Below are 15880 nucleotides of genomic sequence, written 5' to 3' on the forward strand. Positions count from 1 at the left end.
ACCCTCTAGCTAGATGGTGGCCGAGCGGCTCCCGGAAGGCGCCGGCGCCTCATCGGCGAGCGCCGCGGCCAAACGGTCGCCGGCGCCCGGATCGTGGGCGGGGAGGACGACCAGCCCCGGGAACCGCGAGCGGAGCTCGTTCACCATGTGCGTCGCCGTACGCATTGCGCGCTTGTTTCCGACGCCCGGGAGCTTGCCGTCGATGAGCAACTGGTCGTCGTACGTGAGGTCGCCGACCATGAGAAGCGGCGCGTGCCCGGGCCGGCGGACGAGCATGGACAGGGAACCGGGCGTGTGGCCGGGAGTGGGCAGCAGGACCAGGCTGCCGTCGCCGAACAGGTCGTGCCCACGGGTGAACGGCGCGAGCGAGGGCTCGGTGAGGCCCTCCATGTCGATCAGGTTCCACCTCAGGCCCGGTAGGTCGATGTGGCCGGGCATCAGACCGCGGGCCTCTGGCAGCGGCTTGTGCAGTGACTCCCACTCCGGTCGGCTGACGGCGATCTCGGAGCGGCCGAGGTGGGGCAGTCCGCCGATGTGGTCCTGGTGCAGGTGGGAGATGACGGAGGTGTGGACGTCCTCGATCCGGTGGCCGAGCCCGCGCAGCCCGGCCGTCAGGGTGTCCTGGGGGTCGATGTCGAACTTGGCGAGCCGGGAGTAGACGAACCCGTTGAGGCCGCCGGGGAAGTAGCGCGGGTCAGTGACGGAGGCGCGGTCCTGGCCGGTGTCGAACAGGACGAGGCCTTCGCGGTGCTCCACGACGTAGACGTTGATCGGCCGGGGGGCGGTCCACCGGCGCGAGGAGAACAGCCAGACGTAGGTGTTCTTCCGCGTCGGCCCGACGTGCTCGGGGCGGATGGCGACGGTGCCGGTGCTGATGACCGATACGGCGCTGATGGGGTCGTTCATGGTGATCTCCTTGAGTTCGATTACACGACATTAGATGACACGACATCTAGTCTCGTCAAGTCTTCTCCACGAATCAGTTGTCGTGTCATACGTGTCGTGTAACCTGACTTCACGGAGCCGGGGGTCGGCGTACCGAACAGCGAGGGGTGTGCACGACATGAAGCCGATCGAGGAGTTCCGCTACCTCATCCTCGCCGTTCAGCGGGAGGGGAACCGCCTCCTCGGCGCCGCCCTGCGGCCTCTCGGGCTCACCCCGTCCCAGGCCGAGGTGCTGCGGGTCCTGCACGACCACCAGCCGCTCACCCTGTCGGCCCTCGGGCGGCTCCTGGTGTGCGAGACCACCGCGAGTCCCAGCCGCCTGGTCGACCGGCTCGTGGCCCAGGGGCTCGTCGAGCGGACCACCGATCCGGATGACCGCCGGTTCGTCACCCTGACGCTGACGGCGGAAGGACGCCGACTCGAGCGGGAGATCGTGGCCATCGAGGACCGGCTGTACGCCACCCTGGAAGAACTCATCGCAGGCCGGTCGCTCGAAGAGCCGCTGGCCTTGCTGCGCAGCGTGGCGGACGCCTTTCCGTCCGGCGAGGCCCTCGCTCGCCGCAGGGGCGACACCTCGCCCGCCGGCTGACTCGGCGAGCACGGCGATGCCGGTACCGTCCCTTGTGCGCGGTACCGGCATCGGAGATCAGTTGATCGGGTTCGGGGTCCAGTTCGCCGGATCAGTGCCGAGAACGGTCATCCGCTGGTAGAGGCCGACGACTCCGCCGGTCTTGTTGAGCTTCGCGAGCACCGCACCGGACGCGCTGATCTCCACGTCGAAGCCGTTGTCCCCGTAGACGTACAGGAGGCTCGGCGTTCGGTACGCCGGGTGCCCCTTCAGCTTCGTGTTGGGACGCGGAAGACCCTTCATGGGCTTTCCGGGGCCGTTGGGGACGGCGGTCCCGATGGTGCCGTTCGACTTGACGATGCTGATTTGCAGGTCGGAGGACGGACCCCCGGCGTTGTAGCCCACGATGGCGCTGAGCTCCCCGTACGCGCCGTTGTTGAGCACCGTACGATCCGGGCTCAACCCGCCGGGCACCCCGCCGATGTGCAGGGGCATCTCGATCGGCCGGTTGTCGCCGAACTTCGCCGACGTGGCGATCCTGTACGCCGTCCTCGTCAGCTCGGCGCTGCTTCCGCGCAGCTCGTCGCCCTGGAGGTCGGCCCAGCTGTTCGGCGCGTACTGCCAGCGCAGCTCGAACGACGACTGCCCGGACGGGTTCGGTTTGTAGATCCAGTAGGCGGAGTGGCCGTTGATGGACGCGGCGGGGATCCGCTTGGCCGGGACGCCGCCGGGGAGGTAGCCCAGGAACGGCTCCTTACCGCGCTCGTACGCGGTGAGGGTCACTGAGGCGCCGCTCTTCGCTCCTTCCTGCGCGGTGACCTGGAAGAACTTCTCGTGCTGGTGGTCGGCGACGTAGCCGTTGGCGTGCATGCCGCGGGGCAGCCAGCCGAAGGTCGCGCGTGCCACGAGCGGGTCGCTGTACTTGGCCGCCTCCGCGGCGGGAGTGCCGTGCACGGTGACGGGGGAGACGCCCGCCTGGGTGGCCACGATCGCGACGCCGGCGGCGGCCGCCACCCCACCGGCGAGCAGCATGACCCGGAGACCTCCGAAACGCCGGCGGGTCTGTACGGAGCGCCGCGCCCCGGGCTCGTCGATGGCCGCGATGAGCCGCTTCTCGCCGGCGTCGAGACGCTGTTGCGACGGGATCGGGGCGTCGCTGCGCATCGTGCGCATCAGATCGAGGTCGTTCACGGTCGGTACCTCAGCCTTCATCGGAAATGGACAGGGGGTTTCCGTCGCCGAGAGCGGCGCGGATCTTCTTTCGAGCCCGATGCAGCCGCGATCGCACCGTCCCCACGGAGATGCCCAGCGCTTGGGCGGTCTCCTCGTAGGACAGATCCGCCCAGGCCACCAGCAGCAGAACCTCCCGGTGCGGTCGGCTGAGACCGGCGAGGGCGGCCGCGAGCGGCTGGTGCATGCCGGCCGCCACCACCCGGTCGTCGGCGCCCTCCAGCTGGCCGCCGTAGGTCTGCACCACAGGGTCGGCGCCGCTGCGGGCGAACGCCCGCAACATCCGGGTCTCCTTGCGGTGGTACTGGGCCATCACATTGGCGGCGATCCCGTACAGCCACGGCCTGGCGTCCGGCCGTCCGAGGTCGTACTTCCGGCGTTTCTCGAACGCCCGATAGAACGTCTCGGCGGTGACGTCGTCGGCCATGTCGTCGCCGAGTCTTCGGGCGACGTAGCGGCTGATGTGAGGGGCGTGCCGCCGGTACAGCGCGGCGAAGACCCCGGGCTCTTGCCAAGACTGCTCGATCACAGCGGCGTCGCTCACGCCCTGTCGGGTCGTCACAGTCATACGGCTCCCGTCTCTTGCAGCCGGTGCTCCGGCCGTGCGCGGTGTGCGCTTCACCCGCTTTTCCCCGACTCCGCGAAACGGGTTCCACCCCGCCCCAGTGGCAATAGGGCGTTCTCCCTACTGCGCGTTTGTGCGCTCCCTTTGAATACTGATCGCGTCCACTCGATGACAAAGAGTGGCCGGGGCCTTCTTCGACCCGACGCCATTCTTCGGGGTGCCCAACTACACCGACCAGGTCGTCGCCACCGAGGTGCGCCCCGGCACCGATTTCAGCGTCTGTGGCCAATTCGGCCACGCCAACATCGACGGCGATTTCAAGGGCTACGTCTGGTACTGATCCCGCACAGGCGGCTCGGTCTACTCGCGCTCGGTCAGGCGCCGAGCAGGCCGAGCCGGTGGGTGGCGAGGACCGTACTGGCGCGGTCGCGGTTGCCCAGCTTGGCGTAGATGGCCTCGACGTGCCGGCTCGCGGTATGCGGGGAGATTCCCAGCCGGTGTCCGATCGCGCGGGTGGTCAATCCGTACTGCTAGTGCCGCGTCAGGCTACGTTTGCCCCGCTGGCGATATGGCGGAATCGTTCTTTGCAGCCGTGGTTGTGCACCAGAGGACGTGGGCGTGGAGGCTGTCGGCAGTGGTTGCTAAGGTCCCCACCCGTGGGGAACGCCTTCGACCTGCGCGCCGGGCTGGGACAGGTGCGCGATGCCGCCGGGGCCTGGAGGTTCATCCGGGAATTCTTCGAGCACTGGTCGCGGCCGTTGCGCGACGGCGACGGCTGCGACGAGGCTGAGATCCGGCGCGCGGAGCAGAGACTGGGCATCGTGCTACCGGAGGTCCTGCGCCACGGCTACCGGCTCTGCGGCCAGCGTGACGATCTGAGGCGCCAGATGCGCCTGCTCCTGCCGCACGAGCTCCGCCTCGATGCGGAGGGGAAGGTGCTGGTCTACCAGGAAGAGCATGAGTACGTCATAGAGGTTGGAACGCGTCTGACCGGCCAGGCCGACCCGCCCGTGGTCTGGCGGGCACCCGATCCGATGACGGAGTGGGAACCGTACCTGCCCAGCGTGTCGTGGGCGTGGGTGGAGATGGCTCTGTCGGAATCGATGGGCGAGGAAGCCCTCTTTGACATTCTGTGGTGGGACGCTGCTGGCGTCGCCGAAGTGGAGCGCCGTTTCGAGCGGCTCGCCGTCCCCGGCTATCTCTACGCTCCAGAGCCGGGACGGAACACCGGCACCCGCTGGTTCGGCGGGCACGACGTGCTCCTCCGAGATGACGGGTCGTACGCGTGTGCCCGCTGCCGCACCAAGGCGGCCTTGACCTGGCTGCATGAGACGCTACCCGGCGAGTGGGTGGTGCACCCCGAGGGCTGATCCGCCTCGCGTCCATCTGGTGCTATAACCACAACTGCGAAGAACGACTCCGCCATATCGTCAGCAGGGCTGACGTAGCCTGATGCGGCACTAGGGCGTGTCCCGTGGATCAGTGAAAGCCATGGGCGACAAGGCCTACTCCTCCAAGGGCAACCGCGTCTACCTGCGCCACCGCCGCATCAAAGCCGTCATCCCCATCAAGAAGGACCAGGCCGCCAGCCGTCGCAAGCTCGGCAGCGCCGGAGGCCGCCCACCCGCCTTCGACCCCGAGGCGTACAAGGGCCGCAACACCGTGGAGCGCTGCTTCAACAAGCTCCGCCAGTTTCGCGCCGTCGCGATGCGCTTCGACAAGCGAGTCCGCATCTACCAGGGCACCATCGACGTCGCCTCGATCCGCATCTGGCTCCGAGACCCAGTCCCTTGATCTACAAGACCGGTCCCAACCTAGGGCCTCGTCAACATAGGTTGACGCATAGTCGATGTCAACCTATGTTGACAGCATGGATGATCGAATACTGCTCGCCTGCGGGGTGGCCGCCGGTCCCCTCTTCACCGCCGCGTACCTTCTAGAAGGCGCCACCCGCGCCCACTACAAGCCGCTACGCCATCCGGTCAGCTCGCTCGCCCTCGGCGACCACGGATGGACCCAGACCGCCAACTTCATCGTCGCGGGCCTGCTGTCCCTGGCCTTCGCTGTGGGCCTGTGGCGTGCCGGAACCTCACGCTGGGGCTCGTTGCTCGTCGGTGTGTGGGCGATCGGCCTGCTGTGCGCCGGGATCTTCCGGACAGATCCGGTGAGCGGCTACCCTCCCGGAACCCCCGACCTGCTCCAGCACAACACCGGGCACGGAACTCTCCACGACCTCTGCTCCCTCATCGGGTTCGTGGCACTGACCGCGGCCTGCATCGTGCTCGCTTGGTCGGGCACGCGCGGATGGACGATCTACTCGATCGCAAGCGGCCTGCTCTTCGCGGCAACGATGATGCTGGCCAACACCGCGTTCGCCCAAGAAGAAAACCTGGTCGATCTAGGTGGACTGATCCAGCGCATCTCGATCACTATCGGCTGGGCATGGCTGACCCTGCTCGCCGTACGAGCCCTGCGCGCCTGACCCTCCACCCGGCTTCTCGGCGCGCAGCCACGGCGGGCAAGGGCACTGCCGCGGCTGGCCTAGTCCTTGATCCACGGGACACGCTCTAGTGCCGCATCAGGCAGCGTTCGCCCTATTGACTACCTCGCGGAGGCGTTCGTCCGCGGCGTGCTTGTTTCGCCAGATGATGTAGCGGCGGATCATGTTGCCCTGCTCCTTGTGGCTGGCGTGGTCGGTGCCGTCCAGCGCGAAGTAGCGCAGGGCGGTGAACTGGGCCTCGATGCGGTTCAGTCAGGAGCTGTTGGTCGGCGTGTAGGCGAATTCAACGTTGTTGGCCGCGGCCCAGTCGCCGACCCGGGTGTCCTTCTTCGTGGTCAGGTGCGGGGAGTAGTTGTCGAGCACGATCGCGATCCGTATCTCGGCCGGGTAGAGGCTGCGTAGGTAGCGGCAGAACTCCAGGAACTTGGTCCGGTGCTTCCTCGGCTTGATGTGGCCGTAGAGCTTATCCTTGCCCAGGTCGTAGGCGGCGAAGAGGTGGCGGACTCCGTGTGGGCGGGTGTAGGTCGCCCGCCTGCGGGGCCTCGGCTCCCGGTCGGGGTCCTTGTGCTTCTCGTCGTCATCGATCTCGCGGACGCGTACTCGTTCTGCCACCCAGACAGCCTGGCGACACCCCGCCCGGACCAGCATCCGAACGGCGCGTCACATCACCACAGGGCAAGGGTTCTCTGACACGAAGGAAAGTCGTGGGTAAGGCAGGACTGACTTGCCTCACCGTCGTTCCTCTGGCGTCTGACGCACCGCGTAGCGAAGCACCGTGGTCTCGCCCTCCGCGTGGGAAGAGACCGCCTCAAGCTTGATCGGAGCGCCACCGGCGCTCTCAAAGAGGCGAACGCCCTCGCCGACGAGGACCGGAGCGATATGCACGATGATCTCGTTCAGGAGCCCGGCCGCGAGACACTGCCGGGCGACGTTGGCGCCAAGGATGGACATCCGCCACGCGCGCGACCGCCACGACCACGCGACCGGCGACCCGGGGCCCGAGTCCCTGGCGGCGCGCACTTGATCAAGGCATTCCGCCTACAGGGCCAGTGGGTTCGCGAGCCTTTCGAGTTGGTCGGCCATTGCCGGTAGGTCCGCGGCGAACGGATGGACGAGTACGTGGTCGGCGCCGGCGTCCAGGTGGGCACGGAGCCGCTGTGCGATCGCCTTCTCATCGCCCCAGGCGAGGATCGCGTCGATGAGCCGGTCACTCCGGTCGCCCGCAAGATCCTCGTCGCCGTACCCCAGCCGCCGGTAGTGCCGCGTGTAGGGGGAGTCGACGCCCCGCCGGGCGGTCCCGAACATGGCGCGCAACCGGCCACGTGCGGACGCCGGGTCGGTGTCGAGGACGACCGCCTGATGCGGGATCAGCAGTTGGCCGGAGCCCAGGGCCGCCCGAGCGTTCGCCGTGTGCTCGACCGGCTGGAGGAACGGGTGCACGCCGTCCGCGCGCTCGGTGGCCAGCCGATGCGCCTTCGGGCCGAGGGCGGCGAGGACACGCGGGTATCGGACGTCGGGCAGCAGCCGCTCGGCGGCCGCGTCCATCGCGTCGAGGTACTCACCGAGCCGAGCGAGTGGCCGGTCGCCGCTCTGGCCGCCGAGGCCGAGGATGAACCGGCCAGGGTACGCCTCCGCCAGAGTGGCCGCGCCCGTGTGCATGGCGACCGGGTCGCGCATCCCGATGTTGGCGATCCCCGTGCCGACGACGATTCGTTCCGTGGCGGCCAGCATCAGCCCGTGCTGGACGAGTGCGTCACGGCTTACACCCGGGGAGGCCGCCGGCGGCTCACCGCTCCACAGCGAGCCGTACCCGAGGCGCTCGATCCGGGCGAACTCCCGCCGCTGCACCGCGACGGGGGTCACGAGCAGTGTCTGCGGCGGGATCCACACACCGAACCGGCCGAGCCGTCGCCGAGTCTCCTCTACGGTCATGACCGCCCCCTTGGGATTAAGCGGAGGTAACCTCCGATTGTGGCTTCGGGCCACGATACGGAGGCCGCCTCCGATCGGCAACCCCGCTGGAGACGGTCTCGGTCATTCCGGAGCGGTACGGACGCGGGATCGATCCACGCCTCTGCGCGGCCTTGCCGGCCGACGTCCTCCCGGTGGCTGAATCAGGTCGCCGGGGTCGGTGTCGGCCCTCGCACAGGACGACGACGATCCGCTCGCCGTCCTGTGCGGGTCGGTGCTCAGTCCCGCCACTGCTCCGCGGGGGACTTGCCGGGGAGTGGCCTGCCGATGAGGGCGAGGGGGACGAAGAAACCGACCTGGCCGATCGCGATGGCCAGCGTGGCGAGAGCCTTGTCGTCGTAGTGCTCGGACGCCAGGGCGTAGAGCTCGTCGGAGACGCGCTCGCCGCGCGGGTTCGGGGTGTACACGGCCTCGACCAGCGCAAGTGCGACACGCTCGGCCTCAGTGAAGTACGGCGCGTCCTTCCAGGTCGCCACGGCGGTGATGCGCTCTTCGGACTCCCCGGCCTTACGCAGGCTGCCGGTGTGCAGAACGGTCAGGTAGGTGTTGCCCACGATCTGGCCGGCGCGCAGTTGCATCAGGCTGATGGTGGTCTGCGGGACCGTACCGTTCCCGGTGGCCTTGAACAGGGCGCCGGTGACCGGCCCGAACTCGGGGACGAGCTTGACGGGGTTGGGCAGCCGCGACTCGGTCGTCATGACGGGTTCCTTCCTCGATCTTCGATGGGGTCCGCCGCTATGACGGATCCCGGAGGATGGATGTGACCGTTCGAACGACTTTTGTCAGTCGGTGTGGCGTACGCCGAGCGAGCCGCGCGCGGTAGGGCAGGCGTCGATGACGACAGGCGCCAGGGGCGTTGATTTCTGCACGTCCATGCCGCGCGCGGCTCACAGTCCCAGTGGGCGGCCACGATGCGGAAGCCGCCTCCGATCGGATAGACGGGCCGGTCAGCTCGGTACGACCCCGATTTGCTGCTGCAGCCGGTTCACGTCGACCACCGCCCAGATCTCGTTGATCCGGTCGCCGTCGAAGCCGAAGATCACGTTGCCGGTGATCTCGATGTTGCGGCCGGTCGGCGGGGTGCCGAAGAAGTCACCATCGTGCGTGCCGGTCATCGTCCAGCGCACAGCGGCCTTGTCGCCCTCGCTGATCACATCCTCGACCTGGTAGTGCAGATCCGAGAACCCGGCCCGCAAGAACTCGTCCACCCGCCGTACGGCCGCCGGCCCTCGGGGAGCCTCCGGAGCATGGGTGGTCATGCCCGGTGTGATGAGCTCCTCGGCCAGTTCCGGCCGCTGTTGGTTGAGCATTTCCTCGTAGAATCGGTGCACGATCCCTGCCTTCGACGTCATCTCGCTCCCTCTCGTCGGTCCGCTGGATGTCGGCGCCAGTGAAGACAAGACAGGGGGACGTTCTGTGACAACGATGAGCGAGGTTTTCGACGACGAGCGGGGACGGCTGTTCGGGCTCGCCTATCGGCTCCTGGGCTCGGCGACCGACGCGGAGGACATCGTCCAGGAGGCGTTCCTGCGCTGGCACACCGCCGACCAGTCGGCGATCGACACCCCCGGCACCTGGCTGACGAAGGTCGTCACCAACCTCTGCCTGAACCACCTGAATTCGGCACGCGTCCGGCGCGAGCGCACGGGCCCATGGCTCCCCGAGCCGGTGCTCGCCGGCGACCTCGGACCGCTGGAGAGTGCCGAACAGCGGGAGTCCGTGTCACTGGCACTGTTGGTCCTCCTGGAGCGCCTGACCCCGGCCAAGCGTGCCGTCTTCGTCCTGCGCGAGGCTTTCGGGTACCCGTACGAGGACATCGCCGAGCTGATGGAGACGTCCGAGACGAACTGCCGGCAGATCCACAGCCGCGCCCGCCGCCGGATCGGAGACGGCCGGACCCGTTTCTCGCCCCCGGACGAACAGGCGCGCCGCCTCATCGAGCGCTTCCTCACCGCCGCCCGGTCCGGCGATTTGGCCGCCCTGGAGGACCTGCTCACGGCCGACACCACGGCGTGGATGGACGCCGGACCGCCCGCCCGCCTATCGGTGCGCGGCCGCAACGAGGTCCGCCGCCTGGCCGGCACCGCACTGGCCCGCTTCGCGCCGCAGACGATCGTCACCGAGGTCAACGGTGCTCCGGCCCTGCTCTTCGTACGGACGGGCGCACTGCTCGGCGTCACCATCTTTGAGATCGACGACAGCCGCATTCACGCCATCCGGACGATCGCCGACCCGCGCAAACTCGCCTTCATCCAACGTCGCCTGGAGTGCGGAGTCTCTGCCGCCCATGTCGGGATCTGCGGCCACACCATTGACATGTGAAAATGGCCGATCCGGGCGACATCGCCATCACGATCCGCAAGCTCTGACCCCTGGCCCCTCAGGCACCCCCTGGCGGTGCCTGAGGCGAAGAGCCGCCTTTACGGTCGGGCGGTGACGACAGCGACCTCGACGCACGTCCCACCGTTGGCGCCGGAGCGGCTCGACTTACGCCAATCATTGCTGGTCGGCATGCGCATGGCTCCGTCAACCACGGTGGGTGGTGATGACGGCGACCTCGACGCAGGCGCCGCCGTTCGCACCAGAACGGCTTGACTTGCGCCACTCGGAGGTTTCGAACTTCACAGTTCCTCCCGAATCTGCCGGATGAGGTCCAAGGACGTGGGCACCGGCAATGCGAAGACGCGGAGCGCTTCGTACGCTTGAGACATCGCTTTGACGAGGTCCGGTTTTTCGTGGAGATGTCCGGTTGCTGGATCTTCACTGTAAGCGATGTCGGGGGCGTCGTCGAAGCTCAAGATGATGAAGCTTGAAGTCAACCCCGGGTGGGCGCCCATGGTGTGCGGGATCACCTGAATGTTGACTCCCGGCTGCTCCGCGAGTTCGGCCAGCCTTTCCAGTTGGCCTCGCTGTGTTTTCGTGCCTCCGATCTGGCGGCGAAGTGCCGACTCGTCGAGCACCGCCCACAGAGCGGGCGGCCTTTCGCGGGAGAAAACCTCCTGACGTTCGATGCGGGCAGTGACCAGGTCCTCGATGACCTCGGGGCGGGCGGCCGGGCGCCCTGCTGCCAGCAGGGCGCGGGCGTACTCCGGCGTCTGGAAGATGCCTGGAACTACGACGATGTCCCACATGTGGATGCCTGACGCCTGGCGTTCGGCTTCGGCGAAGCGGGCGAATGACTGGACCGGGTGGGTCTCGTGTTTGAGGAGGCCGTGGAGGACCATGAGGGTGCCTCCGGTCTTGAGGGCCTGGTCGCAGCGTTCGACGAAGTCGCGGCGGGGGACCTTCTGGGCGGTCTCGACGTTGCTGATCATCCCCTCTGAGTAGTTGATCAGCTTGGCGAGGTGGCCCTGGGTCATGTTGCCGGCGGCGAGCCGGTAGCGGCGTAGTTCGGAACCGAGCGCGATCAGCGTTGGACTGCGCATCTATGTCCCTTTCTGTGCTGCTTTCCGGGGGGTTCACGGAGCCTCACTTCAGTGCATCCCGAATTCACGAAGTGAAATGCATTCCGTGCTGGGTATCGATGCCAACACCAAGCGTAGTTACCCGTGGTCAGGATGGTGACGAATCGACGGAATCAGAGATCGCGAGGGGCGGTGCGGGTCATGCGTCGGGTAGAAGAACGTCGTATCGCATGGGAGCGCGGGGAGATAAGAGGAGTGCTGCTGGGGGAGATACGACTCCCGATAAGACCCGAATCGGCGACGCCCGCTCGCCGTTTTCTCACGGCGGTCTCTCTCGCGTGGGGGATCCCCGACGCCGCCGACACGGCCGAACTGCTCGGCTGCGAGCTCGTCACCAACGCGGTCCGCTACGCCGCCGCGATGCCGGGGTCGACGCTGCGGCTCCTGCTGGTCCGGGACGACGACCGGTTGCGCGTCGAGGTCCACGACCCGTCCGCCGAGCCTCCGGCGGCCAAGGACCCGGCGCTCGACGCCACGAGTGGACGGGGCCTCCTCATCGTCGGCGCGCTGTCCTCCGACGCCGGCTGGCACCCCACTGCGCACGGAAAGGCGGTCTGGTTCGAGCTGCTACCCCAGTGGCCCTGATCGTGTGAGGCCGTCGCGGCCACGACCGCCTTCGGCCCGGGTGACAACCCCGACGAACTGTTCGAGAAGGAGTTCGGGTCGCCGGGCCGATATCTGGCGTACGGCTTCAACGCCCCGGAGTACAACGATTGGCGCTGACGCGCAGCCGCGGCCCGACCGCGTCCAGCACGCCCTTGATTTCCTCGCTCATGCCCCCAGACTTGCCGATTCGGCAAATTTTTGTGCCATCGGCGGCGGCTCCGGGCGAGGGTGGTCGCCGTATCCGACGACCGGACGAGGGAGAAATCAACAATGGGCCCGGACTTCACCGGCACGACGCCGGGCGCCGACGCCGCCCGCTTCTGGGACGAGCACTACCGCGCCCCCCGGCCCACCGCGACCGGCCGGGCGAACTCCCTGCTGGCCGAGATCGCAGGAGACCTCGCCCCGGGCGCCGCCCTGGACCTGGGCTGCGGAGCCGGCGGTGACGCGCTCTGGCTCGCCGATCGCGGGTGGCGGGTCACCGCAGTCGATATCTCCGCCAACGCCGTACGTCGCCTCGCCGAGAACGCCCAGGCGCGCGGCCTGGACGCATTGATGTCGGTGGAATGCATCGACCTGGCCGAGGACTTCCCCGAGGGCGGCTTCGACCTGGTGTCCGCCCAGTACTTCCAGACACAGTTCGCGTTGCCGCGGAGCCGGGTTCTGCGCACCGCCGCGCACGCGCTGCGCCCCGGCGGGCGGCTCGTGGTCGTCGATCACGGCTCCACGGCACCCTGGTCCTGGAACCAGGATCCTGGGATCCACTACCCCACACCGGACGAGGTGTCCGCGGAGCTGGCCCTCGATCCGGTCCGGTGGCAGGTCGAGCGCGCGGACATGCCCCGGCGGCACGCGAAGGGACCGGACGGTCAGACCGCGACCGTCGTCGACAACGTGCTGGTCATCCGCCGGACGACAGCCTGACCTCCCGCCCTGCTCCCTTGAACCGAGAGGACGACCATGCCCCCAACGCCCCGCTCCGCCGAGCACCGTCGCGACACCGGCCCCCCGAAGACGGGACCGGGGGAGAAGGATGTGCTGCTGGGCTTCCTCGACTACCTGCGCGCCTCGGTGATCGCCAAGGCGCAGGGCGTCCCGGAGCCACAGGTCCGCACGCCCGGCGTGACGTCGGGAACGAATCTGCTCGGCCTCGTCAAGCACCTCACCCACGTCGAACGCCACTGGTTGCTCGCCCAACGGGTCACCGACTGGGAAGCCACCTTCCGCCCGGAACCGGACGAAAGCGCTGACGACATTCTCCTCGCCTACCGGGAAACCTCAGCCCGCGCGAACGAGGTGATCGCCGCCTGCCCCGACCTCGCCACGGCCGGACCGAGCCCGGGCGGGCGGCCCGGGCCGGCACCGTCCCTGCGCTGGACCCTCACCCACCTGATCGAGGAAACCGGGCGCCACGCCGGGCACGCCGACATCCTGCGCGAACTCATCGACGGTGCCACCGGACGCTGACCCACCCAAGTTGATCGCTGGTCGGATCCCCTGGAATCAATCGTTTAGAGGATCTCGTCGAGGTGGTCGGCGTAGTACTCGATGGCCCGGCGGTACGACTGGACCCGGGGGTCGCCGCTGGTCGCGGCCAGGACCTTGAGCAGGCTCCCCACCGCGTCGCGGGAGGAACCGAGGTTGTACGAGGTCATGGCGAGGAAGACGGTCAGCGCCGCGTCCCCCGGAAACTCCTCCAGACCTCGGCGGAATGTCGCCGCCGACGACTCATAGCGGCCCAGCACCCGGTACGTACTGCCCAGGCCGAGGAACGCCCCGTGCCGGTCCTCGACCGACAGACCGGACCCGCTCAGCGCCCGCTCGTAGAAGGGAACCGCCTCGGCTTCTAGTTCGAGTACGTCGTGCGCCCACGCGGTCTGATAGGAGATCTCGGCGTCGTCGGGATACCGCTCCGCCAGGGCCAGCAACCGTACGCGGGCCTGCTCGGCCTGCCCCTCCTCCCGGAGCCGTACGGCCTGCGCCAACGCGGAATCACGATCCTCATTCATGTCGACGCACGCTGCCAGTCGTCGTCCCCCGGGGCAAACCGCGGCTCGGCTCACGGGCCGACCTCAGCCGGCGTGCACCGTCATGACGGCAGGAAGACCGCGGTCGCCTCGTCGGTGAGTACGGCGGAGTGCGGGGCGTCCGGGTCGGTCTGTGCCAGGTGCAAGAGCCCGAGGATGGCCGCGTAGGCGACCCGTGCCCGAGACTCCGCCCGGTCCGGCGGCAGGCCGAGCTCGCGGTAGGTACGAGCCAGGAGCTCCAGCCGGGCCCGATTCACCTGGCGAACCGCGTCGCTGACCCGGGGGTCGTTGCGGTCGCCGAGCAGGCTCAGGTGCACCGACGGCGCCAGCGGCTGGACGGCCTGCACGACGGCGGTGAGCAACTCGCGCAACCGCTGTGCCGGATCGGCGATCGCGGCGAATTCGGCGAGTCCCCCCTCGCCGTGACTTCGCACCCACTCCGCGAGTGCCGCGGCGATCAGCTCGTCCCGGTTCCGGTAGTGCGCGTAGAAGCTGCCCTTGGTCACGCCGAGCGTCCGCGCCAACGGTTCGACCGCGACCGCGGCCAGCCCGCCGTCCGCGATCGCCTTCAGTGCGGCCAGCGCCCAGTCCTGGGCGGAAAGCCGGGTCGACCCGTTCACCACGGGCAACAGGGTACGCCGACGTGATTGACGGGTTCACAGGCGCAGGATACGGTGGCGTATTAATACGCCACCGTATCAATACGGCACAGTATTAAGGGGCGGTCGATGGGGCACACGAAGATTCGCCGAGTGGTCACCGGGCACGACACCGAGGGCAACGCCCGCGTGGTCGACGACCGTGATGTCGAGCCCATCACTTCCGAGCTGATGCCCGGCTATGCGGCCTACCGGCTGTGGGGCCGGGACGAGCGGCCCACGTTCCCGGACGACGGCTCGCCGCGCCGCGCCGAGGCGTGGTACCCGCCCCGGGATGGATCGCGCTTCATGATCAACATGATCCCGCCGGGTGAGCTGGTCCTGCCTGCGGATCTGGATACGGTCGCGGCCTTGGACGAGCTGGAGCGGCAGATGCCGGGTGCGATGGCCGCGATGGAGCCCGACGCTCCGGGGATGCACACCACCGACAGCATCGACTACGTCCTGGTTGTCTCGGGCGAGGTGACGCTGGAGCTCGACGACGGCGAGCAGACGGTGTTGCGGGCAGGCGACGTGGTCATCCAGAACGGCACCCGGCACGCCTGGCGCAACCACGGCACCGAGCCCTGCACGATCGTCGGCGTCGCCGTCGGCGCGGACCGCACCCGGCCCGCATAGTCCAGGTCGGCGGTTTGTTCACTGGCGCTCAGGTGTCTTGCTGGAGTTGTTGCAGGTCGTCCAGTTCCAGGGCGGGGCCGCCGAGGGGTGGTGCGGTCGGGTCGGCGCGTAGTCCGGCGAGGAACAGGGTGGCGTGCCGGTGGGTGAGAGCGTGTTGGGTCTCGGCGGGGATCGGTCCGGGCAGCGGCTGTGACAACCGGGTGAGCAGGAGCCCGATATCGCCGAAGGTCACGTCTTTGCGGAGCCTGCCGGTCTTGTGCGCCTCCGCCAGCAGTTCCTCGACGAGGCGTGCGGAGGTGGCGCGGGCCGCCTTGAGTCGCGGTTCGTTCAGATCGAGCACGGTCAGGAGCGTCGGGATCACCGCTGAGGTCCGCAGGTCCAAGACGGTGTGCACGTAGGCGGCCAGCGCGTCGAGCGGGTCTGGGTTGTCCTGCCGGGCCCGCTCCGCGGCCGCGATCGTCCCGTTCAGCGCCGTGAGGACAACGGCGTGCATGAGCGTGTCGCGATCGGTGAAGCGCCGATACAGCGTGGCGATCCCGACCTCGGCGCGTCGGGCGATCTCCTCGAGTGACGCGCTCGGGCCCTGCTCGACGAACACGTCCCGGGCCACCTCGAGCAACCGTTCGTAGTTGCGGCGCGCGTCGGCTCGCATCCACCCCTCCCTCTCCCGGCTCGCTCCGACTCTACTAGACGGAGGGGAATCCTTCGCTTATGGTACCGGAGGACA

At 68.4% G+C, this 15880-nt stretch carries 24 protein-coding genes and 1 pseudogene; 10 read left to right on the top strand and 15 right to left on the bottom strand.

Going from position 1 to position 15880, the window contains the following annotated elements; all coding sequences use genetic code 11:
- Nucleotides 1-9: 9 nt before the first annotated feature.
- Complete coding sequence (locus tag AB0I04_RS30135; RefSeq protein WP_360891729.1) at nt 10-906, bottom strand: N-acyl homoserine lactonase family protein; 897 nt, start codon at nt 904-906, stop codon at nt 10-12.
- A 157-nt stretch (nt 907-1063) separates the two neighbouring features.
- Between AB0I04_RS30135 and AB0I04_RS30140 the strand changes: the two genes are divergently transcribed.
- Nucleotides 1064-1534, top strand: coding sequence for a MarR family transcriptional regulator (locus AB0I04_RS30140; RefSeq protein WP_360891732.1), 471 nt, complete (start codon nt 1064-1066; stop codon nt 1532-1534).
- Nucleotides 1535-1591: 57 nt separating this feature from the next.
- Here AB0I04_RS30140 and AB0I04_RS30145 read toward each other — a convergent pair whose 3' ends face one another.
- Both AB0I04_RS30145 and AB0I04_RS30150 read right to left on the bottom strand, forming a co-directional pair.
- Nucleotides 1592-2704 (bottom strand): hypothetical protein, encoded by a 1113-nt coding sequence (locus AB0I04_RS30145; RefSeq protein ID WP_360891735.1) that lies wholly within the window; start codon nt 2702-2704, stop codon nt 1592-1594.
- A gap of 10 nt (nt 2705-2714) precedes the next feature.
- Nucleotides 2715-3311 (bottom strand): RNA polymerase sigma factor, encoded by a 597-nt coding sequence (locus AB0I04_RS30150; RefSeq protein ID WP_360891738.1) that lies wholly within the window; start codon nt 3309-3311, stop codon nt 2715-2717.
- Nucleotides 3312-3486: 175 nt separating this feature from the next.
- On the opposite strand from AB0I04_RS30150, the gene AB0I04_RS30155 reads away from it, so the two are divergent.
- The gene (locus tag AB0I04_RS30155) at nt 3487-3648 is read left to right on the top strand and encodes a hypothetical protein (RefSeq protein ID WP_360891741.1); all 162 of its coding nucleotides are present in this window, start codon (nt 3487-3489) and stop codon (nt 3646-3648) included.
- 34 nt (nt 3649-3682) lie between these two features.
- Here the strand turns inward: AB0I04_RS30155 and AB0I04_RS30160 are convergent, their stop codons facing one another.
- Entirely contained in the window at nt 3683-3829 is a 147-nt protein-coding gene (locus AB0I04_RS30160) for a LuxR C-terminal-related transcriptional regulator (RefSeq protein ID WP_360891743.1), read from the bottom strand.
- Nucleotides 3830-3964: 135 nt separating this feature from the next.
- On the opposite strand from AB0I04_RS30160, the gene AB0I04_RS30165 reads away from it, so the two are divergent.
- The 3 genes and pseudogenes from AB0I04_RS30165 (at nt 3965) to AB0I04_RS30175 (ending at nt 5790) form a co-directional block, all read left to right on the top strand.
- Nucleotides 3965-4678 (top strand): hypothetical protein, encoded by a 714-nt coding sequence (locus AB0I04_RS30165; RefSeq protein WP_360891746.1) that lies wholly within the window; start codon nt 3965-3967, stop codon nt 4676-4678.
- Between the two features lie 106 nt (nt 4679-4784).
- Nucleotides 4785-5102 (top strand): annotated as a pseudogene (locus AB0I04_RS30170) (transposase); the annotation flags it as partial.
- Between the two features lie 76 nt (nt 5103-5178).
- Complete coding sequence (locus AB0I04_RS30175) at nt 5179-5790, top strand: DUF998 domain-containing protein (RefSeq protein WP_360891749.1); 612 nt, start codon at nt 5179-5181, stop codon at nt 5788-5790.
- 270 nt (nt 5791-6060) lie between these two features.
- Here the strand turns inward: AB0I04_RS30175 and AB0I04_RS30180 are convergent, their stop codons facing one another.
- The 5 genes from AB0I04_RS30180 to AB0I04_RS30200 all read right to left on the bottom strand — a co-directional run bounded on the left by AB0I04_RS30180 (nt 6061) and on the right by AB0I04_RS30200 (nt 9131).
- Nucleotides 6061-6420, bottom strand: a complete 360-nt coding sequence (locus tag AB0I04_RS30180; RefSeq protein ID WP_360891752.1) for a hypothetical protein — start codon at nt 6418-6420, stop codon at nt 6061-6063.
- 117 nt (nt 6421-6537) lie between these two features.
- On the bottom strand, nt 6538-6828 hold the full coding sequence (locus AB0I04_RS30185; protein WP_360891756.1) for a dihydrofolate reductase family protein: 291 nt from the start codon (nt 6826-6828) through the stop codon (nt 6538-6540).
- Nucleotides 6829-6846: 18 nt separating this feature from the next.
- Complete coding sequence (locus AB0I04_RS30190) at nt 6847-7740, bottom strand: TIGR03620 family F420-dependent LLM class oxidoreductase (protein WP_360891759.1); 894 nt, start codon at nt 7738-7740, stop codon at nt 6847-6849.
- 257 nt (nt 7741-7997) lie between these two features.
- A complete protein-coding gene (locus AB0I04_RS30195) occupies nt 7998-8477 on the bottom strand; it encodes a carboxymuconolactone decarboxylase family protein (protein WP_360891761.1) in 480 nt (159 codons plus the stop codon).
- A 249-nt stretch (nt 8478-8726) separates the two neighbouring features.
- Nucleotides 8727-9131 carry an ester cyclase gene (locus AB0I04_RS30200; protein WP_360891764.1) on the bottom strand — a complete coding sequence of 135 codons (405 nt, stop codon included), beginning with the start codon at nt 9129-9131 and terminating at the stop codon, nt 8727-8729.
- Between the two features lie 73 nt (nt 9132-9204).
- Between AB0I04_RS30200 and sigJ the strand changes: the two genes are divergently transcribed.
- Nucleotides 9205-10101 carry an RNA polymerase sigma factor SigJ gene (gene sigJ, locus AB0I04_RS30205; RefSeq protein ID WP_360891767.1) on the top strand — a complete coding sequence of 299 codons (897 nt, stop codon included), beginning with the start codon at nt 9205-9207 and terminating at the stop codon, nt 10099-10101.
- 98 nt (nt 10102-10199) lie between these two features.
- Here the strand turns inward: sigJ and AB0I04_RS30210 are convergent, their stop codons facing one another.
- Genes AB0I04_RS30210 through AB0I04_RS30220 form a run of 3 tightly spaced genes read right to left on the bottom strand, consistent with a single transcriptional unit; the run spans nt 10200 to nt 11204 of the window.
- Nucleotides 10200-10298, bottom strand: coding sequence for a DUF397 domain-containing protein (locus AB0I04_RS30210; RefSeq protein WP_360891770.1), 99 nt, complete (start codon nt 10296-10298; stop codon nt 10200-10202).
- A gap of 7 nt (nt 10299-10305) precedes the next feature.
- A complete protein-coding gene (locus tag AB0I04_RS30215; RefSeq protein WP_360891773.1) occupies nt 10306-10404 on the bottom strand; it encodes a DUF397 domain-containing protein in 99 nt (32 codons plus the stop codon).
- Nucleotides 10401-11204 (bottom strand): helix-turn-helix transcriptional regulator, encoded by an 804-nt coding sequence (locus tag AB0I04_RS30220; RefSeq protein ID WP_360891776.1) that lies wholly within the window; start codon nt 11202-11204, stop codon nt 10401-10403. The genes AB0I04_RS30215 and AB0I04_RS30220 overlap by 4 nt, the downstream gene beginning before the upstream one ends.
- A gap of 180 nt (nt 11205-11384) precedes the next feature.
- On the opposite strand from AB0I04_RS30220, the gene AB0I04_RS30225 reads away from it, so the two are divergent.
- The 3 genes from AB0I04_RS30225 to AB0I04_RS30235 all read left to right on the top strand — a co-directional run bounded on the left by AB0I04_RS30225 (nt 11385) and on the right by AB0I04_RS30235 (nt 13316).
- Nucleotides 11385-11828: an ATP-binding protein gene (locus tag AB0I04_RS30225; protein ID WP_360891779.1), complete on the top strand. Its 444-nt coding sequence runs from the start codon at nt 11385-11387 to the stop codon at nt 11826-11828.
- A gap of 291 nt (nt 11829-12119) precedes the next feature.
- Entirely contained in the window at nt 12120-12773 is a 654-nt protein-coding gene (locus AB0I04_RS30230; RefSeq protein ID WP_360891782.1) for a class I SAM-dependent methyltransferase, read from the top strand.
- A 36-nt stretch (nt 12774-12809) separates the two neighbouring features.
- The gene (locus AB0I04_RS30235) at nt 12810-13316 is read left to right on the top strand and encodes a DinB family protein (protein ID WP_360891785.1); all 507 of its coding nucleotides are present in this window, start codon (nt 12810-12812) and stop codon (nt 13314-13316) included.
- Between the two features lie 44 nt (nt 13317-13360).
- Here the strand turns inward: AB0I04_RS30235 and AB0I04_RS30240 are convergent, their stop codons facing one another.
- On the bottom strand, nt 13361-13858 hold the full coding sequence (locus AB0I04_RS30240; protein WP_360891788.1) for a tetratricopeptide repeat protein: 498 nt from the start codon (nt 13856-13858) through the stop codon (nt 13361-13363).
- 80 nt (nt 13859-13938) lie between these two features.
- A complete protein-coding gene (locus AB0I04_RS30245; RefSeq protein ID WP_360891792.1) occupies nt 13939-14499 on the bottom strand; it encodes a TetR/AcrR family transcriptional regulator in 561 nt (186 codons plus the stop codon).
- A gap of 105 nt (nt 14500-14604) precedes the next feature.
- Here AB0I04_RS30245 and AB0I04_RS30250 point away from each other — a divergent pair, with 105 nt between their 5' ends.
- Nucleotides 14605-15153 carry a cupin domain-containing protein gene (locus AB0I04_RS30250; protein ID WP_360891794.1) on the top strand — a complete coding sequence of 183 codons (549 nt, stop codon included), beginning with the start codon at nt 14605-14607 and terminating at the stop codon, nt 15151-15153.
- 28 nt (nt 15154-15181) lie between these two features.
- Here AB0I04_RS30250 and AB0I04_RS30255 read toward each other — a convergent pair whose 3' ends face one another.
- Complete coding sequence (locus AB0I04_RS30255; RefSeq protein ID WP_360891797.1) at nt 15182-15805, bottom strand: helix-turn-helix domain-containing protein; 624 nt, start codon at nt 15803-15805, stop codon at nt 15182-15184.
- Nucleotides 15806-15880: the final 75 nt, after the last annotated feature.

The sequence above is a fragment of the Actinoallomurus sp. NPDC050550 genome, from assembly GCF_040655075.1.
GTDB lineage: Bacteria > Actinomycetota > Actinomycetes > Streptosporangiales > Streptosporangiaceae > Actinoallomurus.